General features: G+C 41.6%; 33 protein-coding genes. All 33 read left to right on the top strand.

The annotated features are described in order from the left end of the window. Positions 1-6 precede the first annotated feature (6 nt). The 33 genes from AB2B47_RS08330 (at position 7) to AB2B47_RS08170 (ending at position 25,639) form a co-directional block, all read left to right on the top strand. Complete coding sequence (locus AB2B47_RS08330) at positions 7-234, top strand: hypothetical protein (protein WP_006155019.1); 228 nt, start codon at positions 7-9, stop codon at positions 232-234. Further along, positions 231-635, top strand: coding sequence for a YopX family protein (locus AB2B47_RS08325; RefSeq protein WP_006155076.1), 405 nt, complete (start codon positions 231-233; stop codon positions 633-635). Before AB2B47_RS08330 ends, AB2B47_RS08325 begins: the two co-directional genes overlap by 4 nt. After that, a complete protein-coding gene (locus AB2B47_RS08320) occupies positions 632-808 on the top strand; it encodes a hypothetical protein (protein WP_320694084.1) in 177 nt (58 codons plus the stop codon). The genes AB2B47_RS08325 and AB2B47_RS08320 overlap by 4 nt, the downstream gene beginning before the upstream one ends. 71 nt (positions 809-879) lie before the next feature. Continuing rightward, positions 880-1,074, top strand: coding sequence for a hypothetical protein (locus AB2B47_RS08315; protein WP_320694083.1), 195 nt, complete (start codon positions 880-882; stop codon positions 1,072-1,074). Beyond that, a complete protein-coding gene (locus AB2B47_RS08310) occupies positions 1,071-1,565 on the top strand; it encodes a MazG-like family protein (RefSeq protein ID WP_320694082.1) in 495 nt (164 codons plus the stop codon). Before AB2B47_RS08315 ends, AB2B47_RS08310 begins: the two co-directional genes overlap by 4 nt. Continuing rightward, positions 1,549-1,938: a YopX family protein gene (locus AB2B47_RS08305; protein WP_320694081.1), complete on the top strand. Its 390-nt coding sequence runs from the start codon at positions 1,549-1,551 to the stop codon at positions 1,936-1,938. Before AB2B47_RS08310 ends, AB2B47_RS08305 begins: the two co-directional genes overlap by 17 nt. After that, on the top strand, positions 1,935-2,306 hold the full coding sequence (locus AB2B47_RS08300) for a hypothetical protein (RefSeq protein ID WP_320694080.1): 372 nt from the start codon (positions 1,935-1,937) through the stop codon (positions 2,304-2,306). The genes AB2B47_RS08305 and AB2B47_RS08300 overlap by 4 nt, the downstream gene beginning before the upstream one ends. Before the next feature lie 112 nt (positions 2,307-2,418). Next, a complete protein-coding gene (locus AB2B47_RS08295; protein WP_320694099.1) occupies positions 2,419-2,796 on the top strand; it encodes a DUF1492 domain-containing protein in 378 nt (125 codons plus the stop codon). A 331-nt stretch (positions 2,797-3,127) separates the two neighbouring features. Continuing rightward, on the top strand, positions 3,128-4,603 hold the full coding sequence (locus tag AB2B47_RS08290; protein ID WP_320694079.1) for a site-specific DNA-methyltransferase: 1,476 nt from the start codon (positions 3,128-3,130) through the stop codon (positions 4,601-4,603). Positions 4,604-4,632: 29 nt separating this feature from the next. After that, entirely contained in the window at positions 4,633-5,091 is a 459-nt protein-coding gene (locus tag AB2B47_RS08285; protein ID WP_320694078.1) for a stress-induced protein, read from the top strand. Then, positions 5,081-6,370 carry a PBSX family phage terminase large subunit gene (locus tag AB2B47_RS08280; RefSeq protein ID WP_414170812.1) on the top strand — a complete coding sequence of 430 codons (1,290 nt, stop codon included), beginning with the start codon at positions 5,081-5,083 and terminating at the stop codon, positions 6,368-6,370. The genes AB2B47_RS08285 and AB2B47_RS08280 overlap by 11 nt, the downstream gene beginning before the upstream one ends. A 12-nt stretch (positions 6,371-6,382) precedes the next feature. After that, complete coding sequence (locus tag AB2B47_RS08275) at positions 6,383-7,891, top strand: phage portal protein (protein ID WP_320694077.1); 1,509 nt, start codon at positions 6,383-6,385, stop codon at positions 7,889-7,891. Positions 7,892-7,895: 4 nt separating this feature from the next. Beyond that, positions 7,896-9,056: a phage minor capsid protein gene (locus AB2B47_RS08270; RefSeq protein ID WP_320694076.1), complete on the top strand. Its 1,161-nt coding sequence runs from the start codon at positions 7,896-7,898 to the stop codon at positions 9,054-9,056. Positions 9,057-9,125: 69 nt separating this feature from the next. After that, positions 9,126-9,695, top strand: a complete 570-nt coding sequence (locus AB2B47_RS08265) for a hypothetical protein (RefSeq protein WP_320694075.1) — start codon at positions 9,126-9,128, stop codon at positions 9,693-9,695. A gap of 13 nt (positions 9,696-9,708) precedes the next feature. Continuing rightward, positions 9,709-10,578, top strand: coding sequence for a hypothetical protein (locus AB2B47_RS08260; protein WP_320694074.1), 870 nt, complete (start codon positions 9,709-9,711; stop codon positions 10,576-10,578). Positions 10,579-10,595: 17 nt separating this feature from the next. Further along, on the top strand, positions 10,596-10,838 hold the full coding sequence (locus AB2B47_RS08255) for a Rho termination factor N-terminal domain-containing protein (protein ID WP_320694073.1): 243 nt from the start codon (positions 10,596-10,598) through the stop codon (positions 10,836-10,838). Then, on the top strand, positions 10,831-11,013 hold the full coding sequence (locus AB2B47_RS08250) for a hypothetical protein (RefSeq protein ID WP_320694072.1): 183 nt from the start codon (positions 10,831-10,833) through the stop codon (positions 11,011-11,013). The genes AB2B47_RS08255 and AB2B47_RS08250 overlap by 8 nt, the downstream gene beginning before the upstream one ends. A gap of 12 nt (positions 11,014-11,025) precedes the next feature. Beyond that, entirely contained in the window at positions 11,026-11,427 is a 402-nt protein-coding gene (locus AB2B47_RS08245; protein WP_320694071.1) for a hypothetical protein, read from the top strand. Beyond that, positions 11,417-11,749 (top strand): putative minor capsid protein, encoded by a 333-nt coding sequence (locus tag AB2B47_RS08240; protein ID WP_320694070.1) that lies wholly within the window; start codon positions 11,417-11,419, stop codon positions 11,747-11,749. The genes AB2B47_RS08245 and AB2B47_RS08240 overlap by 11 nt, the downstream gene beginning before the upstream one ends. Further along, complete coding sequence (locus AB2B47_RS08235) at positions 11,749-12,141, top strand: minor capsid protein (RefSeq protein WP_320694069.1); 393 nt, start codon at positions 11,749-11,751, stop codon at positions 12,139-12,141. The genes AB2B47_RS08240 and AB2B47_RS08235 overlap by 1 nt, the downstream gene beginning before the upstream one ends. After that, positions 12,141-12,542 carry a minor capsid protein gene (locus AB2B47_RS08230; RefSeq protein WP_320694097.1) on the top strand — a complete coding sequence of 134 codons (402 nt, stop codon included), beginning with the start codon at positions 12,141-12,143 and terminating at the stop codon, positions 12,540-12,542. Before AB2B47_RS08235 ends, AB2B47_RS08230 begins: the two co-directional genes overlap by 1 nt. Beyond that, positions 12,543-13,004, top strand: coding sequence for a phage tail tube protein (locus AB2B47_RS08225; protein WP_320694068.1), 462 nt, complete (start codon positions 12,543-12,545; stop codon positions 13,002-13,004). Positions 13,005-13,052: 48 nt separating this feature from the next. After that, the gene (locus tag AB2B47_RS08220) at positions 13,053-13,412 is read left to right on the top strand and encodes a hypothetical protein (RefSeq protein ID WP_320694067.1); all 360 of its coding nucleotides are present in this window, start codon (positions 13,053-13,055) and stop codon (positions 13,410-13,412) included. 2 nt (positions 13,413-13,414) lie between these two features. Next, positions 13,415-14,038, top strand: a complete 624-nt coding sequence (locus AB2B47_RS08215; RefSeq protein ID WP_320694066.1) for a Gp15 family bacteriophage protein — start codon at positions 13,415-13,417, stop codon at positions 14,036-14,038. 15 nt (positions 14,039-14,053) lie between these two features. Next, complete coding sequence (locus AB2B47_RS08210; protein WP_320694065.1) at positions 14,054-17,680, top strand: phage tail protein; 3,627 nt, start codon at positions 14,054-14,056, stop codon at positions 17,678-17,680. Then, positions 17,677-18,396, top strand: a complete 720-nt coding sequence (locus AB2B47_RS08205; RefSeq protein ID WP_320694064.1) for a hypothetical protein — start codon at positions 17,677-17,679, stop codon at positions 18,394-18,396. Before AB2B47_RS08210 ends, AB2B47_RS08205 begins: the two co-directional genes overlap by 4 nt. 47 nt (positions 18,397-18,443) lie before the next feature. Continuing rightward, the gene (locus AB2B47_RS08200) at positions 18,444-19,769 is read left to right on the top strand and encodes a phage tail protein (RefSeq protein WP_320694063.1); all 1,326 of its coding nucleotides are present in this window, start codon (positions 18,444-18,446) and stop codon (positions 19,767-19,769) included. After that, positions 19,769-21,955: an SGNH/GDSL hydrolase family protein gene (locus AB2B47_RS08195; protein WP_320694062.1), complete on the top strand. Its 2,187-nt coding sequence runs from the start codon at positions 19,769-19,771 to the stop codon at positions 21,953-21,955. The genes AB2B47_RS08200 and AB2B47_RS08195 overlap by 1 nt, the downstream gene beginning before the upstream one ends. Before the next feature lie 14 nt (positions 21,956-21,969). Then, positions 21,970-22,386, top strand: a complete 417-nt coding sequence (locus AB2B47_RS08190) for a phage holin family protein (protein WP_320694061.1) — start codon at positions 21,970-21,972, stop codon at positions 22,384-22,386. A gap of 3 nt (positions 22,387-22,389) precedes the next feature. After that, entirely contained in the window at positions 22,390-22,722 is a 333-nt protein-coding gene (locus AB2B47_RS08185) for a phage holin (protein WP_320694060.1), read from the top strand. Positions 22,723-22,777: 55 nt separating this feature from the next. Next, a complete protein-coding gene (locus tag AB2B47_RS08180) occupies positions 22,778-24,346 on the top strand; it encodes a collagen-like domain-containing protein (protein ID WP_320694059.1) in 1,569 nt (522 codons plus the stop codon). A 14-nt stretch (positions 24,347-24,360) separates the two neighbouring features. Beyond that, positions 24,361-25,227 carry a CHAP domain-containing protein gene (locus AB2B47_RS08175; RefSeq protein ID WP_320694058.1) on the top strand — a complete coding sequence of 289 codons (867 nt, stop codon included), beginning with the start codon at positions 24,361-24,363 and terminating at the stop codon, positions 25,225-25,227. A 166-nt stretch (positions 25,228-25,393) separates the two neighbouring features. Next, on the top strand, positions 25,394-25,639 hold the full coding sequence (locus AB2B47_RS08170; RefSeq protein WP_320694057.1) for a DUF7720 family protein: 246 nt from the start codon (positions 25,394-25,396) through the stop codon (positions 25,637-25,639). Positions 25,640-25,781: the final 142 nt, after the last annotated feature.

The following is a 25,781-nucleotide window of genomic DNA, read 5'->3' as shown; positions in this document are numbered from 1 at the left end:
AGAAGAATGAGTAGATTTGAAATTTCCCTGTCTAAAGATGACCTTGAACATATCGCTAACGGTTATGACATCAAAATCAAAATTAACGGTAAAAGATTTTCGGAAACAAATGAAATCATTTTGAAGCCTGCATTGACAAATGATGTTATGGCTCCAATATTGAATTATAGAAATAAAATAATCGATACTGAACAGCAAAATATTGTTAATAATTTCCTGGGAGGTGCAAGATGATACCAAAATTCAGAGGGTTATCCATTGACGAAAACAGCAAAGGAGAATGGCAATACGGACATTTGATTGAAGATAGAGGAAGAGCATTTATTATCAACAAAGTGGTAGAAGCTAATGAACAATACATTACTATAGGTTCTTGGTGTCCTGTAAGTATAGAATCAGTAGGACGTTTCACAGGGATGTTTGATAAAAATTTACGGGAGATATACGAGAAAGATATTTTAGGTACAAAAGATGGTTTGTTAAACGGATTTATCGAATATAGAGAAGATTTAGGAATGTTTGTGAATAGCTTGATTAGATACAACAATTTTGAACGATTATGTAATGTGGCTAATTCAAGAGAAATCATCGGCAATGTCTACGAAAATCAGGAGCTTTTGGAGGTTCCAGAATGAAACGCTTCTTAATTGGCTATGCCTTACTTACTACTTGCTTATTATTTATGCAACGATCGATTATAGACGAGCAACAAAAACCCTTACTAGTCTATCATGCTGATAGTAAATACGCTATCACTGGAAAGGTTGAAGAAAAACGAAAAATCGGAAGCTATTCACTGTCACGGTAAACGGGAACGTGTTCGTGGTGAGTGAGCAGAAGTACAATAATACAGAAATTGGGGAAGAGGTAGAAATTTAGATGGAAGAAAAAGAGTTAGAAGAACTTGCTTTTGTTTTTCAAGTGGGGCAGCTCGTTTTGAATACAGCAAAGTCAATTATTAAAGATGAGAATTTGTTAGGAAGTAACGGGACGTTCGCTATTGACGGGCACAAGTTTGAGATAAAGATATCAGAGGTATCTGATGAACAGGAGAAGGAGGACCAAAACAGATGAACACTTTAGAAAATGTTAAGAAATGGTTTATTGATCGCGACCTGGAAAACGGTGGACGATTAGATAAGCAGTCTTTGAAACTCAGTGAAGAATTTGGAGAGCTATGCGCTGGCTATCTCAAGAAGAATGAGAAAGTGACCAAGGATAGCATCGGAGATTGTGCAGTTGTAATTGTCGGTCTAGCCTTGCACATCAAGGAAGATGTGAATCAGATTTTTGAAGAATCCGATAGTATCCGAAAGAAAGATGTGATGGAAAGCTTTATCTCACTCAATGCGAATATTAGTGAGTTTCAGCTATCGCAAGGGTTTGCAAGTAAAGAATTATGCAGACACAATCTAGTACGCTGCATTGGTTATCTGAAGAATCTCGGATATGATTTTGATGAATGTTTTGAGTTAGCCTATCAGGAAATTAAAGACCGTAAGGGTCGCTGGATTGATGGTTCGTTTGTGAAAGAGGAGGATTTGCCAGATGATTCCAAAATTTAGAGTGTGGATAAAAGAAGAAAAATGTTTCGCAGATTACATTGAGACAATTCGATATTACGCAAAAGAAGTTGATTTGTGCTGGGGTGGAATTTGTGAAAGTGACTGCTTTGATTTTGAAGGTGTTATCTTCACTCAGTCAACTGGTATTTGTGACAAAAACGGTAAGGAAATCTTCGAGGGGGATATAGTTGATTACAAAGGCAGAAAAGCAGTCATCAAATGGCACGGTTCTTACGCAAGTTTTATTTACAGATTTGTAGATGAATTGAAAGAAAGGGTTTCAGAATGGCATCCACTATTTCTCGCTTATTATCATTTTGAAGTTATTGGTAATATTTACGAGAACCCAGAACTTTTGGAGGTTGAAGAATGAGACCTTGTAAATATCCATATTCAGGAAGAAGAAAAAAACAAGAAACGCCGTCGCCAATATTTTCTGCACGACTAATTTTTAACGTAGCTCCAATTGTGGAAGAGGTTAAAGTTGAGCTCGGAGTTGAAGCTAAAGTTGGACGTTCATATCCAGTAATGATAATACATTTAGATATTTCTGGATACGGAAGTGAAGTGCATTCTACGCATATCTTTCCTGGTATCTTCCTGACTGTCGGCGAGTCAATTCAACTAAAGATGCTTTTCTATAAAAGGCTTAGAGAATTTACTACAGATCGTTTCTTGACCTTTAGGGAATCTGAATGGAAGTACTTTATCCGTGACCTGGTCAACGAATTTGTGCATTAAAAAAAGCCAAGACACTCTCTGCCTCGACAACGTTTTCAATAATATTATTATATCATAAAGGAGATAGAGAGTGAAGGCAAAAGAGCTTTTGAGCGAGTTGCAAAACCTCGACATGGATATCCAGAGCAGAATAGACGAAATCAACGAACTTGAAGCTGGCCTGCTCTCAAGTCCTAAGTGGTCCGAGGTTAAGGTTAAAGGAGGGCAACCAAGGAAGATTGACGACGTGTATGCTCAGTTGATAACTATGAAGGATGCAATCGAGAAAGACACAAAGACGATCATTGACAGAAAGTTAGAATTAAGCAGGATGATCAACAGGCTATCAAATCCAAAACATCGGACAATCTTACGGATGACATACATCAATAAGATGTATGTAGATGATATTTGTGACAAAATGGAAATCAGCAGAACAACTTTCTACACTTGGCGGAATATGGCTATTTCTGAACTGGATGAGGTTTTGGAGAGAATGGAACTAAATTGAACTTTACAAAACCGTACAGGAAAGAATGATACTTGTTAGCACAGTTTTGTAATTCTGATAAAATGGTAGTATCAAATGCTGCGGCAGATGATACTCCTTTATGAAAATTGAGGCGAAAGCCTCTCTAGACGACGAGAAGGATTCTGGCACTCTCTTCTATTTGTTGCTCCCTTTGAGAAGTGTCCTTGGTTCAATTCCAGGCGTCGTCATAAAGGCTACAAAAAAATAAAAAAAGGAAAACTTTCAAATTGATTACTAATTAACACGCAAGTCTGTAGTCTGCTTGCACTAAGTCACTCTTTGAGTGGCTTTTTATTTTGTGGAGAAAATGATGAAAATTGAATTGTTGGCTATAGATAAAATCAAAATGTATGAGAATAATGCGAAGCTGCATCCTCGTGAACAGATTGAACAGATCAAAAAGTCTATTCTAGAGTTTGGGAATAATGACCCGATAGCAGTTGATGAACACAACGTTATCATCGAAGGACACGGACGCTTTGTCGCCTTAAAAGAACTGGGCTATGATGAAGTTGAAATTATTCGATTGTCTCACATGACTGACGAGCAAAAGAAAGCATATATCTTGGCTCATAATAAGCTGACTATGAATTCGGGATTTGATATGGAAATTTTAGAGTTAGAACTCGAAGATATCACAAATATCAATATGGAAGATTTTGGTTTTGATTTTGAAAAGATTGAAGGAATGGACGAAGATGTCGAAGAGGTAGAGCAAGATGAATATGACGAGGAATTACGAGAAACAAACATTAAACCAGGCGATATTTTTCAGTTAGGAGAGCATAGACTAGCTTGTGGAGATAGCACAGATGCGATGCATATTCAGAAGTTACTAGATGGTGTCAAGGTCGACACAGTCTATACAGATCCACCTTACGGCATGAAAAAGGAAAAGGATGGGGTGCAAAATGATAATTTGAATTACGATGACTTATTAGACTTCAACAAGAAATGGGTCCCTATCACGTTCGACGCTATGCGAGAAGTTGGGAGCTGGTATTGTTGGGGAATAGACGAGCCACTCATGGACCTATACAGCAATATCTTACGTCCGATGAAAGAGGCGCAGGAAATCACCTTCCGAAACCTTCTGACCTGGGACAAAGGAAGTGGTCAAGGTCAAATGTGGGAGCACGCCAGAATGTACCCAACAGCGGATGAAAAGTGCCTTTTTGTCATGAAGGGGGTCCAAGGTTTTAACACGAACTCTAATAATTACTTTGAAGGTTACGAGGCGATCAGAAAGCCACTAGCAGAAGCCGCTGGACGCGTAGGATTGACATCAAAGAAACTGAAAGAGATAACAGGTGTAGGAATGTACTCGCATTGGTTTACAAAGTCACAATGGTCACTCATACCACAAGAACACTTCCAAAAAGTGGCAGGCTATTACGGTGATGAATGGGAATTAGACTATGACCGTATCAAACAGGACTATGACCGTATCAAACAGGAATACTATGCGACTCGTGCTTTCTTTGACGCGACACATGCGAATTTCAATAATGTATTACATTTTAATAGAACGAGCGGGGATGAGAAAGAGAGCGCAGGCGGACACGCAACTCCCAAACCACTCGCGCTAGTAGCGCTTATGCTTAAGTCATCAACTCGGAAAGGCGATGTTGTTTTGGATGTTTTCGGAGGAAGTGGTTCAACTCTTATCGCTTGCGAGAGGCTAGGACGGACGTGTTATATCAATGAATTAGAACCAAAATACGTCGATTTGATTATCAGACGTTGGGAAAAAGAGACAGGAAGAGAAGCTGTTAAATTGAATTGATTGTATTTTTTTGAAAAGGAAGTGAGGCGATGGCTAATGAGCAAAACTTGATAAAAAATTCAGAACGAACTCCGAGCGAACGCCGAGAAAGTGCCAAAAAAGCGGGAGTCGCTTCAGGTAAAGCGAGAAGAAAAAAAGCGAACCTAAAAAAGGCTTTCGAGACAATCCTGCAAGCTGAAGTTGCAAGTCCAAACGTGAAGAAGCAACTCGAAGAGCTAGGCTTCGACTCGACCAATGAAATGGCCCTGGCTATGGTCATGATGCAGAAAGCTATGAAAGGGAATGTCCGAGCCTTTGAACAAATTAGCAAGTTGACTACGACAGATGTCAAGGACACCCTTGATAAGAAGGAACAAAAAGAACGTATCAAGCGTCTTGAATTGGATAATAAGAAACGAGAGCAAGAGCTTTCAGGACCTAAGTCCAATACTGGGCTTATGGAGTCTCTACTTGAAGCCGTGAAGGGTGGTGACGAGGTTGAAGATTAAGTTTTCGAGAAAACAAGCCGACATCATCCGCAGACCATTCAACTATGAGCTTGAAGTAAACGAGGGAACGCCTCGAAGCGGTAAGACAACCGCAGGCCATTTCAGATACGCAAGATATTTGATTGAGTCACCAGACGAGAACCATCTTATCGCTGCATACAACCAGGAGCAAGCCTATCGCCTTTTTATCGACGGTGACGGTACAGGTCTAATGCACATCTTTGATGGCAATTGCAAAATCAAACACGATGAGCACGGAGACCACCTCTTAATTGATACACCAAACGGCACTAAACGTGTCTACTATAAAGGTGGAGGTAAAGCTAATAGTGTTGGTGCTATCACTGGTATGTCGCTAGGCTCAGTGGTTTTTTGTGAAATCAATTTGCTGAATATGGATTTTATCCAGGAAGCATTCAGACGGACGTGGGCTGCTAAGCTCAGATACCATCTAGCCGACCTAAACCCTCCAGCACCTCAACATCCTGTTATTAAGGATGTATTTGACGTTCAAAACACACGCTGGACCCATTGGACCATGGATGACAATCCTATTCTGTCTGAAGAGCGCAAGCAATCCATCATCCAATCGCTGAAGAAAAATCCTTATCTCTACAAGAGAGACGTGCTCGGTCAACGTGTAATGCCTCAGGGCGTTATTTACGGCCTATTTGACCTTGAGAAGAACATCAAGGACAACTTGGTAGGCGAACCTATGGAAATGTATTTCAATGGCGATGGTGGGCAATCTGACGCCACCTCAATGTCTTGTAACATCGTTACTAGGCACAGAGAGGACGGCAAGACTTTCTTTAGGCTCAACCGTGTAGCTCATTACTACCATAGTGGAGCTGAGACTGGTCAAGTTAAAGCCATGTCCACCTATGCGGTCGAGCTTCGAGCGTTTATCCAGTGGTGTGTTAGCAAGTATCAAATGCGCTATACCGATGTCTGGATTGACCCGGCCTGTAGATCCTTGCGAGAGGAATTGCACAAACTAGGGATTCAGACAAGAGGAGCCTTGAATAATGCTCACGATGTGAGTAGCAAAGCGAAGGGTATCGAGGTAGGGATTGAACGTGGCCAGAACATTATATCTTCAGGTCAGTTCCTGCTTATCAATCATTCAGAGGAAGAGTACGACCATTACTATTTCTTGAAAGAGATTGGTCTTTATAGTCGTGACGATAACGGCCGACCGATTGATAAAGATAACCACGCAATGGACGAATTTAGATATAGCGTCAATGTCTTTTACAAGAAATACGCTAATTTTTAACAGGAGCATAGAATGGGAATTATACAAACCATTAAAAATCTAATAAAAAGGAGTCAATACAGAATGACGACAGAAAGTCTGGCAAGTATCACAGACCATCCTAAAATCGCAGTAACAAGTGCAGAGTATCGACGGATTAACGAGAACCTAAGATACTATCAGAGTAACGCTGGGAAGGTCACTTACACGAATACAGACGGCATGACGAAGCAGAGAGAAATGACTGTTTTGCCAATCGCTCGGACCGCTTCCAAGAAGATTGCTAGTCTGGTCTTTAATGAGCAAGCCTCAATTAAATTGGACGACGAACAAGCAAATGAATTCATTCAAGAGACGTTGAAGAATGATCGCTTTAACAAGAATTTTGAGCGATATCTTGAGAGTTGTTTAGCCCTTGGAGGACTTGCCATGAGGCCTTATGTGGATAATGGGCGAGTGAGAGTGTCATTCATTCAAGCGCCAGTCTTTTTACCGCTACAAAGCAGCACACAGGACATTTCAAGCGCTGCTATCGTGACTAAGACGATAAAGGCTTCAGGTCAGAAGAACATCTACTATACCTTGATTGAGTTTCACGAGTGGGCGAATGACGGGAAGTATGTCATTACTAATGAGCTATACAGGTCTGATAATCAGAACGTGATTGGCGACCGAGTGCCCCTTGCTGAAATCTACGAGGATCTAGAAGAACAAGTTGAACTAAACGGTCTAACAAGACCGCTTTTTTCTTATCTCAAACCTCCAGGGATGAACAACAAAGACATCAATTCACCTCTAGGCTTGTCTATCTTCGACAATGCCAAGAGCACGATTGATTTCATTAATACCACTTATGACGAGTTCAAGTGGGAAGTTAAGATGGGCCAACGCAGAGTGGCAGTTCCTGAAAACCTTACAGAGACTCGAATGGTCAATCATGACGGAGACGTCCAGCTTGTCAAGCGCTTTGATACAGAGCAGAACGTCTACTTACGCTTATCCACTAATGACATGGACGGAGGAAGCATCACAGACCTAACAACTGCAATCAGAGCAGATGATTACATCAAGACCATTAACGAAGGCTTGAGTCTATTTGAGATGCTTCTAGGTGTATCCGCTGGGATGTTTACATTTGACGGTCAGAGCTTGAAGACTGCGACAGAGGTTGTTTCTGAAAACTCTGATACTTACCAAATGAGAAATAGTATTGTCAGCTTGGTTGAGCAATCTTTGAAAGAATTGATTATCTCAATTTGTGAGCTTGGCAGTCTTTACGGATTGTATAGCGGTACAATCCCTCAAATGGAGAAGATTGCAATCAATCTGGACGATGGAGTCTTTACTGACAAGAACAATGAGCTTGACTATTGGACCAAGGCTTTGGCCAGTGGCATTGTAAGCAAGGCTCACGCTATCCAGAAGGCATTCAATATGTCAGAAGCCGATGCTAAGAATATGATTCAAGCAATAAATCAGGAGACTATGGACACGGCGAACAGTCAGCGAAGTCAACAAGACATTGATATTTACGGGGAGTGATTAAATGTCAAAGAAGAGACCACCGATACAGTTCAATGACGAGCAACTGCTACTTCAAGCGAGCAATGTCGCAGACATCTATCATCAGTTAGCCTTGGATTTGTTTGACAACGTGGTCGAACGTGTGACTGAACGTGGCACGGTCTATCTTGATAAGCAACCGTATATCTGGCAACTCGAGAAGATGCAACAGATGCACATGCTGAACGAGGAAAACCTAAAGCTAATCTCTGAGCGTTCAGGTGTAGCTGAAGAACAACTGCGACACATTGTCGAGAATGAAGGCTTAAAACTCTACACAGACACGAAGCAACAACTCATGGAAGATTTAGGCCGTGGATCATTAGGAAGTAATAATTACATTCAAGAAATTCTTGCTGATTATGCCAACCAAGCGATTGACGAGCTACACAATCTAACAAACACAACGCTTCCTAAGGCTGTCATAGGCGCTTATCAAGGTATTGTTGAGCAATCTGTCGCTAGAGTTGTTACTGGCCTGTCTACGGCTGATAAAGCTATCTCTGACACGGTCATGAAGTGGCAAGAAAAAGGGTTCCAAGGCTTCCAAGATAGCGCTGGGCGTAACTGGAAGATAGACAATTACGCACGGACGGTCATCAAGACGACAACCTATCGAACTTTTCGAGAGATGCGAACAAGACCAGCTGAAGAATTGGGCATTGATACCTTTTATTTCTCAAAGAAGGCATCAGCTCGTAAGTCATGCGCACCTTTGCAACATGAAATAGTTACAACTGGCCGGGCTAGGGTCGAACATGGCGAGAAGATTTTAGCTTTGTCAGATTATGGCTACGGCAGACCTGAAGGGTGCCTTGGTATTAACTGCGGTCACATGCTGACACCATTCATTCCAGGAGCCAATTACAAGCCAGATTTGGGCGAGGACGTTGAGTCAGTTAGTCCAGAGCAAGCGATAGAGAATGCCAACGCAGAAGCTAAGCAGAGAGCTCTAGAACGGTCTATCAGAGCGAACAAGGAAAAACTCCACGTCGCTGAGAAATTGGGCGATGATGACCTAATAGACAAGTACAAGGCGAAAGTAAGAACTCAGAAATCAGCCTTGAAAGACTACATCGATAAGCACCCATTCCTGAAAAGGGATGAGGAGAGGGAAAGAAATTTCTCTAAATCAAATAAATAAATAAACCTTGACTTTATCCGCAGTCGGTAAAGAACGGAAGATATTACCTAATTTTAGGAGGACAGAAGAATGCCAGAAGACATTCAAGCACAAACTGACCAGCCAGTTAACGCTGGAGAACCTACTGAGTCACAAACTCAAGAGCAACCTATCAAGACATTCACTCAGGACGAAGTGACTGGTCTTGTCGCTAAGGAGTCTAGGAAAGCACAAGAAAAAATCTTCAAAAGCCTAGGATTTGAAGACATCAAGAGCGCTAAAGAAGGACTCCAGCAACTCAAAGAGTGGAAAGACTCACAAAAGAGCGAGGCTGAGAAACAGTCAGAAGCGCTTGCTGCTAAAGAGAAAGAGCTAGAAGCTGCTTTATCAAGTCAACGACTTCTTGAAGCTAAACTGTCAGCTCTGACTTTGGGAGTAAATGCTGATTCTGTTGATGATGTCATCACTCTATCTGCTCGCTTGGTATCCGATGATGTGTCTATTGAAGATGCTATCGGTCAAGTGTTACAGAAGTATCCTCAGTTTGGTCGCACAGAGCAATCTGAGGAGAAGAAGCCGACATTTTCAGCTGGAGGAAATCCGACGGCTGGAACGAACCAAGAAGACGCTTTTCTAAAAGCTCTAGGATTAAATAACTAATAGGAGATCTATAATGACAATTAACTATATCACTAAACATGAAGGCACTTTTGAAAAGAAATTGATGCAAGGTGCACTTACTAACATTTTGGAAACACCACAAGTAAACTGGTTAGGTGCTAAATCGTTTGAATTGCCTACAATTTCAGTTACTGGTTATAAAGCACACACACGATCTAAAGGCTACAACGCTGGTACAGTTTCAAACGACAAGAAAGTTTACACGCTCGGTTTTGACCGTGACGTTGAGTTCTTTGTAGACGCTGCAGACGTAGACGAAACAAACCAAGAGCTTTCAGCTGCTAACGTATCTAATACATTCATCACCGAACACGCTACTCCAGAAGTGGACGCTTACCGTTTCTCTAAACTTGCAACAGAAGCTATCACAGGTACACACTTCAAGTCTGAAACTGACTTGTCAGAAGTGAATATCTACTCACGCTTGAAAGCTGCCCTTTTGCCAGTTCGTAAATATGGCGCTCAGAATATCGTGGTTTATGTTTCTAGCGAAGTTATGGACTTCTTGGAACGCTCTAAAGAGTTCACACGCTCAATCGCTACTACATCACCTCAAGGCATCGACACTCGTGTCACTTCACTTGATGGAGTTCAGCTTATCGAAGTTTGGGACGATGCACGCTTCAAGACTAAATTTGATTTCACTACTGGATTTGTTAAGGCTGCAGATGGTAAAGATATCAACTTCTTGATCGTGGCTAAGCCTGCAGTAATTGCCAAGGCTAAGTTCAACTCTATCTATCTTTTCGCACCTGGTCAACATACAGAAGGCGACGGATACTTGTATCAAAACCGTTTGTATCATGACCTCTTTGTCCTAGATACTAAGAAAGACGGTGTCTACGTTTCTCACAAAGCCTAAAAAAGGGGGGGTAATCCATGAAGAAGTATGAAAAATTGAACCAGGTTTACACAGTTCAAGAAGGCAGCTTGCTTGAAGCACAATTGGTTGCTGACGGCTTTGAAGAAGTGATTGACGAGGGAGAGCTCAAGGAGCTACTTGCCACTCATCAACTCGCAGACCTTACTTTGGTTGAACTGAAAGCTCTTGCTAAAGAGCGAGGGCTTGAAGGTTATTCAAACAAAACAAAAGACGAGCTTTTGGAGGTGTTGAATGGCTAAGTATCAGGCAAAGCTTAACGTTTATCTATCCAAGTCTGACCGTCATTTTGATAAAGGTCAGGTGTATGACCTGGATAAAACCGAAGCGCAGGAAATCAATGCACTAGTTGATTGTTTAGAACTCGTTGAGGATCTTGACGAGGAGTTAGTTGAGGTGGAGACATCCACCTTTTAAGGAGGTGATTAGATGTCTTACTTAACTAAAGAGGAGTTCACTGAGCTTGGTTTTGAGTGCGAGGGTGACTTTTACAAACTTTTGAAACGTGCCAAGCTCGCTATTGACGCATATACAAGAGATTTCTATTTCTTGAATAGCTTTGATAGTGATAACGAAGCACGAAAAAGGGCGGTCAAGCTCGCTATGGCTTATCAGATAGCTTATTTGGACACTTCTGGGGTCCTGACGGCAGAGGACAAGCAATCTATTGCCAGCATGTCAGTCGGGCGGACATCGGTAAGCTATCGCACAGGCTCACAGAATGGCTCAGGCTCGCTTTCAGTGGCTGAGCGGTATAATTTATCCAAGGACACGGAAAACTGGCTCAAAATGGCTGGATTTGGCTATGCGAGGGTTGATTATGATAGATAAAAGAATGCTACCTGATTCTGTGACTATCAAGAAGTCAATCGGCGATGATGATTGGGGGAAAGAAACTTATTCTGACCCTCTTTTATTATCTCCTTGCAAGTTTGATAGGTCTTTTTCTCATTCTGGGACAGGTAATCATCGTAGCGAGCACAATTCCTCGACCGTGATTGTCTATCACAAATACTGCCCTGTGGAGCTCGACAAGAGTTACGTCGGTGGCATTATCGAAGAGGATGGAGTCAGCTACGTTGTAAAAGACATCATCCCGCAGTATCATCCGTTGACGAGTAGGCTTCTAGCTTATGAAATCGAGGTGATTTGATGGGCGGTTCTAGTGTTAAGATTGACCTGAAAGGTGTTGAAAAGAAAATGTCTCCGGAGAACTTCGCCAAGGGCAAGTTGGCCATCGCTAACCAAATGCTATTGGACATGGATCCATTCGTTCCGAAAAGGAAAGGGATACTGAGAGCTAGCGGACATGTTCGACAAGACGCAGTAATTTATGTCGCACCTTACGCAAGATTGCTATATTATGGCAAGAAGCGAAAGGGTTTCTTTTCAGAAAAGCAAAGGAAGTTCTTCTTTGCGAATAAAGATAAGTTGCTGAGTCAAAAGCCAACGCCTGGAACTGGTCCACGGTGGGATAAAAAAGCCGCTGCTTTACACTCTAAGAAGTGGGCAGAGGTAGGAGCAAAAGCGATGGGAGTTAAATGATGCACGAAAATGACTTTTCAGAAGTATTATTAGAGTATATCAAAGGTGTCCAATCTCAAATCCCCTCTAAGCACGGCTATTTAGACGAACATGAGGGACTGGTAATCTATCCGTTACCTGGAGGAAATGTGGTAGACGAGGACATGGCAGGAACTCAGATTGTAGATCTACCATTTGAGATTGCAATCAAGTCAAAAGACCAGAAACTAATTGATAATACTCTATGGCAGATTAACACTGCCTTATCAAAAATTGGCTTGGAATTACCAAGTCAAAACAATTCATATAACTATTTAGGCCTTGAAGTCAAGAAACCGTATTTGAACGAGTTGGACGAGCAAGGCTTTTACACTTATTTGCTGGATTTAACAGCAAATCTTGAAATCGAAAGGAAAGAATAAATGGCAAAGAACAAAAACGCACTACGAAAACATTACATTGGCCCATACAAAGAAGCGACTCCAGACACTCCACCGACAGCAGAAGAGTATCTTTGGCTTGCTAAAGGCTTGAAGACATCCTCACCAGAAAACGACGAAGAAACAGATGACTCTGCATACTTCGACGGGGATGGAACCAAGGAAGAAATGGTTATTTCTAAGCGTCGTGGCCGTACATTTGAAGGGCACCGTGACTATTCAGACAAAGCTCAAAACTTTGTCGCTGAAAAAGAAGACGAGGTTGGTGACGACCTCGTTGTTTGGTATAAGGAAGTTTCGTCTGATGGCAAAACTCAAAAAGAGGGCTTGGCCCGACTTTCTGAAATTGAAATTGGAGACGGCGAAGCATCTGAACTTGAAACAATCAAATTCAAAGTGGTTTGGACTCGTAAACCTAAAAAATCAGCAGTAGTACCAGGATAGAGGCAAGGCGGATTCCGCCTTGTCTTCTTTTTTTGAAAGGAGAGAAAAATGGTCGTAATTAAAAAATTGAGTAATATCATCCCTGTTGATTTCGGGGAGTTTCAGCTTGAATATGTAGCAAATGATGAAAACATCAAACGGATGAAAACGATTGGTCAAAACCTTGAAAAACGTGCTAAAAAACTAGAAAAAGCTGATGATGAGTCAGCTTTCAAAGAGGCCTACAAAGCATCTAAAGATAGCTGGACAGAATTGTTCGATGAAGAAGCCTTTGACAAGGTCTATAAATTCTCAGGCGAAACAACAACAGATACAATCTATTATCTGATCCAAGCAATCCGTGGGATTGTTACTGAATTCGAGAATCGTCATTCTGAAAAAGCTATCAAGAAATATTTAGAGGGTTAATTATGCTAGATCTATCACGAAAATTGACAGATGAGTTGGTTATTGGTGATAAGGTCTACCCTCTCAATATGTCCTTCGATAACATCATTAGACTCTTTGAAATGTGGTGCGATGAAGAAATTCCAGAAAACGTCAAACCTTTTTTTGCTTTAAAAATGCTTGCTGGAGATGGATTCGGTTCATTGTCAATCGAAGATGCCATGGATGTCTTCCAACAGATTTTTGAAGAACACATCCAGTTAAAATCACTTAAAGATGTATCGGTTGAGTACGACCTTGCAGGAAATGTGATGAAACAAGAGCCTTCTGTCAAAAGCAACGAACCGCCAGTATATGATATCTCACTGGATGGTGATTTCATTTATGCGAGTTTCATGCAAGCATACGGCATTGATTTGCTTGAAGAAAGAGGGAATCTGCATTGGAAAAAGTTTAATGCTCTATTGGCAGGGCTGCCAGAAGGCACTAAATTCGTTGAAGTCATCAAAATCAGGAAGTACAAGCCAAGGAAAGGCGATTCACAGGCTTACATCGATGAAATGATGAAGTTAAAGAAAGAGTATGCACTACCTGATTCTGAAGAATACGACGATGAAGAAGATGATTATGGTTACGACATGGAATAGAAAGGAGGTAGCAAAATGGCAGACGGTAAGGTCGTCATTCAAGTAGATATGGATGGCGACAAGGCTCAATCAGGAGTCGCACGCTTGAAAGGCATGGTTGGAGGGCTGTCCGAAAGTGGAGAGCGATTAGGCTCGGTCTTTAAGTCGGTTTTAGGTGCTAATATCGTTAGTGGTGCCCTGATTTCAGGGATTCAGTCACTTGGTGGTGCCATGAAGAGTGTTTTCGCTACGGCTCTGGACGAAGGAGCAAAGCTTCAGCAATCATTCGGTGGTATTGATACGCTTTATACAGGCGCAGAAGATACAATGAAACGATATGCGACCGCTGCAGCATCCGCAGGGATTTCAGCTAATACATACGCAGAGCAGGCTGTATCATTCGGCGCGAGTTTAAAAAAAGCGCTCGGTGGTGACGCAGTGAAGGCTGCTGAATCAGCGAACAAGGCAATCATGGCTATGGCCGACAACTCGGCTAAAATGGGTACTGACATTGGTTCAATTCAGATGGCCTACCAAGGCTTTGCCAAGGGGAATTACACAATGCTGGACAACCTCAAGTTAGGGTATGGTGGTACTCAACAAGAAATGCAACGACTTCTTAAAGATGCCAGCAAACTTGAGAAGGCGATGGGTAAGAAGTTTGATATCAACAACTTTGCGGATATCGTAGAAGCCATCGACCTGGTTCAGCAAGAATTAGGAGTAGCAGGAGTCGCAGCGAAAGAAGCTGAGACTACTTTTAGTGGTTCATTCTCTGCAATGAAGGCATCAGCGTCCAATTTCTTAGCCGACCTCTCACTTGGTCAAGACATCACTCCATCTTTAAAGACACTTGTTTCTACAACCTCTACGTTCCTCTTAGGCAATTTCGTGCCAATGGTAGGGAATATCATGAGACAACTTCCACAGGCCGTTGAAACGGCTTTGGCAGAAGCAGGTCCTAAAATCGAGCAAGGTTTCAAATCCTTGTTTGCGTCGCTCGGAGTTGACGAAGGTGTTTTTGACTCATTCAAGGACACGTTCAGAGACGTCATCGTTACGGCTCAGTCATTGTTTGAGTCGTTCACTGGAGAAGCAAGCGGTTTTGGAAATGTCATTCAAGGTGTAAGTAACATCATTGACACGGCTAATACCACGATCCAGAACCTAGCAATGGGCTTCCAATTCGCACTTGAAGCCTTTGAGAACACAGGAGCGATTCAGAGCGCTTATCAGGCATTTAAGGACTTGTCAGAGGCAGCACTTGACCTTGCAACTAAGTTAGGCGACGCTATCCCGTGGGAGTCAATAGGAGAGGCAGCAGGACATGTGGTCAATGCTATTTCATCAATCGTGTCATGGATTACAAAAATCTCTAAATCGATGAGTCCCGAAACCTGGAAAACAATCATTATTGCCATAGGGACTGTGGTAGCTACATTTAAAACTTTGAGCTTTTTAGAAAGTTTCAACCCTTTTGGACTTTTTGCTCAAAAAGCTACAGAGGGAGCTGATGAGGTAGTCAAAGGGGCTACTAGGTCTAAAAGCCTGATTACAAAAATTTTCAATGGTATAGGCACTATCATAAAATCTCTAGGGCAAGGAATTGCTACGGCTGCAAAAGGGCTGGGGACAGGGCTGTCTACAGCTTTTAAAGGTTTAGGACAAGGGATTTCCACTGCCGCTCAAGGTATTGGTAAAGCCATCTCTACTATTGCTCAAGGATTTGCTAGGGCAGCAACAATGGCAAGCCCTGCTCAATGGTTATCAATGGGAGCAGCAATGCTCATGGTAGGTGCTGGAGTCGCTTTAGTCGCTGGAGGATTTTACATTCTAGCTCAGGCTGCAATACAACTAGGAAACGCTGGAACAGGCGCTCAGATAGCGATGGTAGCTCTAGTTGTAGGGGTAGCTGCATTAGCTGGAATTTTTGCCTTACTAGCACCAGCTTTGACAGCAGGGGCTGTCGGGCTCTTGGCTTTTGGTGCTACAGTCTTGATGATTGGAGCAGGAGTTGCAATCGCTGCCCTAGCTATTGCCGTACTGGTTGACGCTATTGCCAATGGTTTTGCCCTAATTATCAACACAATTTCAAGCAATGCGCCTCAGATTATCAGTATTATTCAGGTATTCGCAGATGGCATTCAGACTGCTATGGATGGTATTGCTAATATCATCATCTCAGTTGGCATTGCTATCAATATTGCTCTACAAGGAATAGCTGATATTTTCAAGTCAGTAGGAGAGTCAATCTCTACGGCTGCTCAAGGTATCGGTACAGGCATCGAGAGTGTATTCAATGGTATTTCAACGGTCATCAGCTCAGTTGGTGGTGCAGTTAGGACAGTATTAGATGGGATTGCTAATGTATTCTCATCTATTGGTACGGCTGCTAGAAATGCAGGATTAGGTGTCAAATCAATGGCCGAGGGGATTCAAATCCTTGTAGGTCTTAATCTAATTGACCTCGCAAGCACTTTGACAGTTGTTTCTACTGGTCTTGCTGCTATTGCCAACTCAGGCATCGCCACTGCTGGTCCAGGGTTGCAACAAGCAGGTACAGGTCTATTATTGATAGCTACATCAGCTCAACTAGCAAGTGTGGCTATGCAATCTCTACCTACTGCTCTATCATCACTAAGTACAAGTCTTGGAACATTGCCAGAAACATTAGCAAGCGCTGGAGCTTCGATGAGCACGTTTGCTTCATCGACTATGGCTTCGTTTGCAAGTCTTTCTGGAATTGTAGAGGTCGTGACATCGGTTAAAACAGCCGGCGCATTGATGGCTACAAGTATGCAAGCGAGCATGGCTCAAGCTCTTATCACAGTGAACAATGGCATGACTTCAATCGTGCAAAGCGTTCGCAATAATGCGAGTCAGATGGTTGAAAGCTGGAGAGTTTCTGGACAGCAACTTGTCAGCGCTACTCAAGGCTTTGTAAATTCGGCAAACAATACTCTTTCTCAAATTGGGCAAGGAGTCAACCTTTACTCAAACGGTTCAGCACTCATGGCTGGTTTGAAGTCTGGTATTGATTCAGGTTGGGCTCAGATTACTTCTAGCGTGTCAAATATGGCGCAATGGATCAAGGACCACAAAGGACCTGTTTCTTACGACAGAAAGTTGCTTATCGAGAACGGTTCAGCACTCATGGCTGGTTTAAATCAAGGTATTCAGACTGGCTGGAGAAATGTCTTGGGCAATGTTTCTAGTATGGCAGGAACTATCCAGGATGTAATCAACGACGATTATTCGGATATCGGCTGGCAGATTGGTCTAGGCATTTCAGATGGCCTTAATTCGTCAATGGATAATGTCACAGGACGTTTGGACGCTATTCGTGATCATGTTAATGATTTTAGCTTGAAATCGAAGAACCTTTTGACAGGAGCGACTGCTACTATGTCAAGCCAATTGAAGGTTGAGGCATTGAGAGGTAAGACGCCTATTGATGAAACCTCTAGCAGGCAGGAAGCCTATATCGCTCATTCAACAAGCCTATTATCGGATGTGATTGATAGCTTATCAGAATTGAGAGAGCAAGTCGCACAAGGTCAGACAATGGTCTTGGACACAGGAGCGCTCATTGGCGGTACCGCTTATGCTTACGATGAAGCAGTAGGTAACATTCAGACATTGAAAGGACGGCATCGATTATGATTACTCAAATTAAGGAATATATCCAATTCGGTGATTTTAATAGCAAAGATGCCGGTTGGTATCTTCAAAGTAGGGACGCTCCTACTCCTGATAAAAAGGAGATTGTGGAGCAAATTCCTTATCTACAAGGTGTTTTAGACTTCTCCGACGTGCTTGGAGAGGTCTTCTTTGATAGACGAGAAATCACTTATGAATTTAAGCTACCAAACAAGGACTACCCTGACAGAAAAGTTGCTGAACGGTTCATCAAATCAAGTATGACGACTAAATCAGAAAGTCAGCTATTTGACACACATGACAAACGTTATTACTGGCTTGGAAAGGTCAAGAGTATTAGGGTAACAGATGTACCCCTGAAGAAGCATTTGATTGCTACAATTGTATTCATTTGTTATCCATTTGCATTTCACGCTGATAATTACTTCGATGATGTCTGGGATACGTTCGACTTCGAGAACGATTTCTCAAATTGGACCAAATGGGATATCAACGTCCGAGAAGAAATTTATTTTGTGAATGGCGGTGATACTTCTGTTAGTCCGACAGTTATCTGCAGCAGTGACATTACATTGATTGATAAAAAAGGTAAAACTTATAAATTTCAAAAAGGTGAGAATAATGACTTTGTTTTATCTATTAAACCAGGAATTAACCGTTTTACTGCCAAAGGAAATGGGACGATTTCATTAAGATTCAATGCAGAGGTGATGGCATGAGTAGCAGAGGAGGTTTTGAAGTATATTTTTGGAACTCTTTTCGAGAAATGTTATCGGATACCGATTTTACCAAAAAGAAGGTCGTTCATAGCCCATATTCTCGACAAGGGAATAAAATCCTTTCAGGTTCTATCAAGCAAGCGCAGAATGCAATCAATGAGTTCACTTTTGTCATCCCAATGCAAAACGATTTGTATCAAAAACTCACCCCTTTCCAATCGATTATCCAGGTTGTGAATTTATATGACGAGGAAGTCGAATTTGAGGGTAGGGTTCTGAGCGTTTCAAATAAAATGACGAGCACAGGATTCGTTCAAGAGGTTGTTTGTGAAGATTTTCTATCATTTTTGCACGACAGTACACAACACTATCAAAAACTAAAAAACACTGGCGCTGAAGCATACTTGAGAGAAATCTTGAATCAGCATAATGCGCAAGTGGAAAATTACAAGCAAATCCATCTTGGAACTGTCACGGTCAAGAGTTTAACAGACAAGCCTTGGCGATATCTTGGGTATGAATCAACCTGGGATACAATCAGAGACCGAATTATATCTAATATAGGCGGATATTTGACTTTAAGACGAGAAAAATCTGGGTTCTATTTGGATTGGACATCTTCTGTTGGGACAAATCAAGAATCTCCTATCCAGCTAGGCAGAAACATCAAGTCTGCATCTCGTGAAATTTCATTTGACGGGATTGCGACTCAAATCATGCCGATTGGAGCAGATGAGAAGAACAGTCAAAATCGAAGTAGCGATAACAAGGAAGAGCAAGGTCCTGATGTTACCAGGAAACAAATCGATATCTCATCGGTCAACGGTGGCAAGATATGGCTTGAAGATGCTGAACTTGTAGCCAAGTTTGGTGTTATCAGGAAGCCTGTTATTTGGACAGAAATCGACAACCCTCAAGTCTTAAAAAATAGAGGACTTCAGTATTTAAAAAACCAAAGAATCGCATTAGCGAAGTGGACGGTCTCAGCAGTCGAGAGATATCTGATTGACTCTAGATATGCGAAGTTTAAAATCGGTAATACCCACCCAATTTTGAATGCTCCTCTTTCAGGAATCGAGCGTTTGCAAATTATCGAGAAAAAGATTGATATCCTAAATCCTCAAAGTGTGGATTTGGTTATTGGCTCTAAGTCTCAATCGCTATCTGCCTATCAACTACAATCTCAAGAAGCGGTTGAATCAATTGAACGTGTTAAAGCTAATCAAGACATTGAGAGCAAGCGTGAGAAACTTTTGGCACTAACAAGCGATCTAGAGCGCTTGAGAAATGAACACAAGTCTGAAAATACAGAAAGAATTAAAGCGTTAGAAGCTGAAATCATTAAAATTAGAAATGAATTAGGAGGAAGTTAATGACAACAGAAGAAGCAACAGGACGTTTGAATCTATACGATGATCCTTCGCCTTTGCCTAAAACTGACAATATCAACATTCTTGTTGATGGTATCAGGAAAAAAACGAGAGGTGCTGATGTTCGAGAATCGATTGCGAAAGCACTTGAGGTGACATACGAAACAGCGACCAAAGACGGCAATGCTAATATGGAAGTAGTAAAGGCTAGAGGTGGATTTGACACACTTTCGCAAAATCTTATGAGCATAAATGCTAATGCAGATGCTGCTAATCAAAAAGCCAGCCAACTTATCAATGAGAAAGTTGACAAAAATGGCGCTGCGCAAGTTACTTGGGCAATGTTAGCACAAGATGCCAGAGAGCAGATCGCTGGTAGCAAAGTGGCCGTCGTAGGGAACAATGCAGTTAGCTCTGCTAATATTGTTAACGGCTCTGTAACAGATGCTAAATTAGATGAGCGTATGGGCTTTGGTTTAATGTTAGCCGGACGATTGACAATTGATGCGAGAAATTCTACGATTTCACTAAATTCAGGAAGTTGGATACAAGTAGGGAAACGTAAATTTGGAGTGACTAAGAATTTAACAGCAGCCCTTCCGAAAGAGAATATCAGCCAATATGTGATATATAACGACGAAACTCAAGAATTATCTGTGAAAACCCTCGGAACTATTAGCAATATTGGAAACAGAGAAACCATTCTTGCCATTTTGTTCAGAGAGATGCTTTTGCATCCACAATCTTCTCCTTTTGTCAAAACAATAGGACTAAAGATTGGCGAGAGAAGTGACTATGTAGATGCCAATTGGGGTACCGTGATCCAAGGTCAAATTATATTTGATCCAAAGGCACGAACGATAAAAGGTAAACGTGATGGAAATAATTTTATCATCGCTTGCGATGGTTACTTCATCGATGGTATTGATGAGTTTGAACTGACGTTTGATTCACCTTTCGGACGCTTGTTATTGTTCGATAGAGACACTAAAACATTTCAGCTTACGACCATGTATTCTTATTCAGAATACCAACAAACTGAAAAACCAAAAACAGCATCTCTAATCAAAATTGCGGAAATATATTTTGATGAAATTCGACATATATCTCACGAAAGAAATTTTGTTAACGTCAATAAGTTGGCTTCTGCTCAGTCAATAATCACATTAGAGCAGCTCAAAATCGACCTGCAGACTAAAAAGACTGTTATTGTAACGTTGGGAGATAGTACAACCGACGCACTAAGAACAACTGGCTATACAGGAAACGTTCTTGAAAGTTTGGTTGACAAACCTAATAGCTACACTGAAATTTTAAATAACATTGTAAATGGTCAAAAAGGTTATTCATTCAACCATAAATTTTACAATCGAGGATTCTCAGGAAAAACAATTAATTGGCTTCGTCAAAATTTGGACGCTGTTCTATCTCCGATACCTGAAACAATTGATTATGCATTTATTACGATGGGGATCAATGACCTGGTATATGATGCAAGTAAGATTAAATCGTTCCGTGACGATCATATCAATATTATCAATCGTTTACTGGCAAAAGGGATTAAACCTGTACTAATGAGCACTCAAGCTGAATTTGAGAATCACAAGCGTTTTGGTTCGAAGATTAATGCTATAGCCGACAACATCAAGAAGGATTTAGCTGCAGAATTAGGATTGCCATTTATTGATTACAATGCAGGTACACGAAATATTTTGAATAATTCAGAATATAAGATTAAGGAGTTAAGTCCTGATATGTGTCACTTTGGGAATCTAGGCCATCAAAAAGGAGCGGAATTCTTAGCCAGTCAATTGATACATCAGACGGTTGTGATTTCGGAATCTAGCAAAGTTGGATATCAAAACAACAAAGTTGTGGCAGATTTGAACTATTCAGATTACTTAACAGATGAGCAGGACGAAGTCAAATTTATTGGAAGAACTGATGGATTTGATTTAGAAGGTCAACTAAACTCTACTCAAACAAAGACAATGTTTGAGGTTTCGGTTTATATTGAACGTCCGTCAATTGTTCACTATTTTGGAAACAACGTGATTCTGACGTCAAACGGGCAGTCGCTATCAGACGGAGCTACGCTCGATGTCGGATTTTATCGAATTTCAGCTAAAAACACCCCTGGAGTTGCTAGTAAGTTCCGTGGCTTGAAATTTAATCTGAAAGAAGTGTAGGCAAAGGAGGTTGTATGCAAATCGAATTTTTCAATTTTTTAAGAAGTGTCGTCAAGACCGAGGACGGACTTGTATTGTACGCTCTAGCTTTGATTGTCTCAATGGAAATCATTGATTTCTTGACAGGGACAATTGCTGCTATTGCCAATCCTGATATTGAATACAAGAGTAAAATCGGCATTAATGGACTCCTTCGCAAGATTTTAGGAGTCCTCTTGCTGATGATCCTTATTCCGATGTCCGTGCTCTTGCCTGAAAAGACAGGCTTCGCATTCTTGTACTCGATTTATCTCGGATATATCGCATTTACTTTTCAATCACTCATTGAAAATTACCGCAAACTAAAAGGAAACATCACTCTTTTTCAGCCAATCCTGAAAGCATTTCAGCGCTTGCTCGAGAAAGATGATGATAAAAACAAAGGAGAATAACACATGCAACAAATCAATGAAATCATCATCAATTCAGCAATTAGTATTCTTGTCATTTTAGCTGGCATTGCAGTCAAGTCAATCAAAGAATATTTAATTAAAAAAGGCGGTGAGCAATCTGTCAAAATCGTTGAAATCTTGGCCAAGAATGCGGTCAATGCAGTAGAACAAGTATCTGCTGAAACTGGCTACAAAGGCGAAGAAAAGTTAGAACAAGCTCGAATTAAAATTCGGGCAGAACTTAACAAGTATAATATTGGCATGACTGACAAAGACCTGGATACTTTCGTTGAGTCTGCGGTCAAGCAAATGAACGATGCCTGGACTGAAAAATAGATCAAGAGAACCTAAAAAGGTTCTCTTTCTTTTTTATTAGAAAGGAGGTTAGCATTTGAAAAAGGCCATTAAAAAAGATACGGACATTTGTGTCAAAGTCCGAGATGGTGCTGACAAAGTAAGCGAGGAATTCTACTCGCATGATAAAAACAACGCATTTATAGAGCTATCCTTGAACAGTATCAATGCCGAGAAAGTGACCGTCTTATTCCACTTCAATAAAACAAATCGCTTTTTGGAAGTTGTCGGAGCGATTGAAAATAATATCGCATCTATTCCATTTGATACATCGATGATCACGACTGACGAAACTGTGACTGGTTTTGTCTATGCTGAAAAAGACCTGCAATCTGCAGACCTTTTCAGGTTCTCGTTTGGTGTACGTGTTTCTGAAATCGACAAGCTCGACGGTGCCCCTGTCATCGAGAAGGAAACTAAACGCATTGTGGCAGTGACTGATATTGTGACCAAGTCAGAATTAGAGGAAGCGCTGAAGCATATCAAGGTTGAAGGTGCAACCTATGACGACTCAGAAGTCATTCGACGGTTAGCACTGCTAGAAGCTAAGCCTGAACCTGATACAAGTCAGTTTGCTACCAAGGAAGAGTTGCAGAACATTTCCCTGACTCCTGGACCAAAGGGTGACCGTGGCGAACCTGGACCGCAAGGTGCGACAGGTGAAACTGGTCCTCAAGGTCTGCAAGGACCTCCAGGACCTAAAGGAGATACCGGGGAACGTGGACCACAAGGTGACCCTGGACCTAAAGGTGACATAGGTCCAAAAGGAGAGGACGGCTTACAAGGACCTATTGGTCCTCAAGGTATTCCAGGTGAACGAGGACAAGACGGGCAGACTGGACCTATGGGACCTCCGGGACCGCAAGGGGAACGAGGACCTGCAGGCAATGACGGTCAGCCTGGACCTAAAGGAGCAGACGGAGTGGGCATTCCTCAAAAGCTATCTTTATCTGGGAACACGCTTATTCTATCGGACGGTGGCGGAAGCATTATCCTACCAGCCAATACTACAAGTGGACCGGCAAGTGAATATGAACTTCGCGGAAATGGTTCACCGGAAGGTAAGGTTAACGCTCCTGTCGGAACTACCTATGTCGACATGGCTGTCACAAATGAAGCTCTTAAATGGATTAAGAGAAAAGATGACGGTCCTCGTGGATGGGAGGTTATGGTCGGTGACACCGGTTGGCGTACCTTAACAATCTCATCTAAATTAGGAAACTCGTATCTGAAAGTACGCCGTGTCAATAATATAGTGATGTACCAATTTGGTGGACTAAGCTGGGGATGGTTCGGTGTTATTCGTCGAAATGGTGCGGGTTATGCTGTACAACGGAGCGATCCAGACCGAAATTGCTATATTTTAGGGCTACAAGGAGTTCCTCTAGGTTTCCGCTCGAAATTTAGCTTGATCGGCGAAATCTATAATGATAAAGGAAGAAGATATGGAACTTGGTATCTTGGAGGAGAAGGGGACGGAAATCAGCTTAGATTTCAATTTGAGGACCCCGTCCCTACTAACGCCGATATCGGTGATATTAGGGTCAGTGCAATCTGTTACCTGACTGATGATCCATGGCCTACTAATCTTCCTCCGAAAGGATGAAAGGAAAAATAAAAATGAGTAAAATTAAGGAAATGATCCAATTCTTCATCGATAAAGCAGACGCTGGAGCTGGTGTCGATTATGATGGAATGTATGGATATCAATGCGCAGACTTGACGTGCATGGGGGTTTATAAGTTCTTTGGCGCACGTCTTTGGGGCAACGCTATTGACTTGCTACGTTCAGCAGAAGCAGCAGGACTACAAGTGGTATATGGCGCTCAATATCCAAAAGCTGGTTGGTTCTTTGTTAAGAACTTTGTAGCTGGCGATGGTGTGAACTATGGCCATACTGGGCTTGTCTATGAAGATTCAGACGGTTCTACAATCAAGACGATTGAGCAGAATATCGATGGCAACTGGGACTATCTTGATGTTGGCGGACCTTGTCGCTACTACGAACGATCAGTAGATTCGATTGTAGGATATATCGTACCGCCTCAAGAAGACCAATCAGGCTGGAAACATGATGATACTGGCTGGTGGTGGAGTCGTAAAGATGGCTCTTACCCTACTTCAAAATTTGAAGCAATTAACGGTAACTGGTTCTATTTCAACGATAATGGCTATATGTATGCTGACCAATGGCTGCATCACACAGATGGCAACTGGTATTGGTTCGATAAAGACGGCTACATGGCCAATAGCGGTTGGAAGAAGATCAATGGGAAATGGTACTACTTCAATGCAGATGGTGCTATGCAGACTGGCTGGGTGAAATACTACGAGAAATGGTATTACCTCAATTCAGAAAATGGCGCCATGGTATCGAATACTTTCGTTCCATACAACAATGGATATTATCTCATGCTTGAAGATGGCCGATTGGCTGAACAAGCTGCATTCACAATCGAACCTGATGGCTTGATTACAACTAAATAAAAATAAAGCATAGAAAGGCTTTCAGAATTTAATTACACTAAGACCGCAGGCATTTGCTTGCGGTTTTTTTGTTTGCTCTGAAAGTGCTTTCTAAAATTAAAAAGTAATGATTTTTTCATAACTTTTTATTTTCTTTTACGAATAGATAAGTAAGGAGGAAGAAAATATGAACATTTTGAACATTAAACTTGCAAGCGTAGAACATACTGACTTAGGCTTTGAGCATTGGGTAGATGTGACTTACACGGTGCCAATTTTAAAAAATGAGTACACGGTCAAGTTGTTGCTCTTGATGGAATGCAAGATAGAGGACCAGGAAGTCATTGAGTATCTGGTATCAACTTGGAAGTATCGTGATCTGGTGTTACATTCTGTGCAGATGTATGAGATGGAACGAATTAATCACACATAATACCTCGCCCCAAATCCGCCCCAAATAATTTTTAAAGTTATCCTTTTTTATCCTAAAAGAAAAACAAAAAAGCCCGATTTTACGGGCTTTCTTTTTGGATAAATTCTGATAAATTACTACAAAAAAGGCGGTAGACGGATTT

Source organism: Streptococcus wuxiensis (genome assembly GCF_040888245.1).
GTDB classification, from domain to species: Bacteria; Bacillota; Bacilli; order Lactobacillales; family Streptococcaceae; genus Streptococcus; species Streptococcus wuxiensis.
Note: the sequence above shows the minus strand (reverse complement) of the source record. Positions and strands in the feature narration are given on the sequence as shown.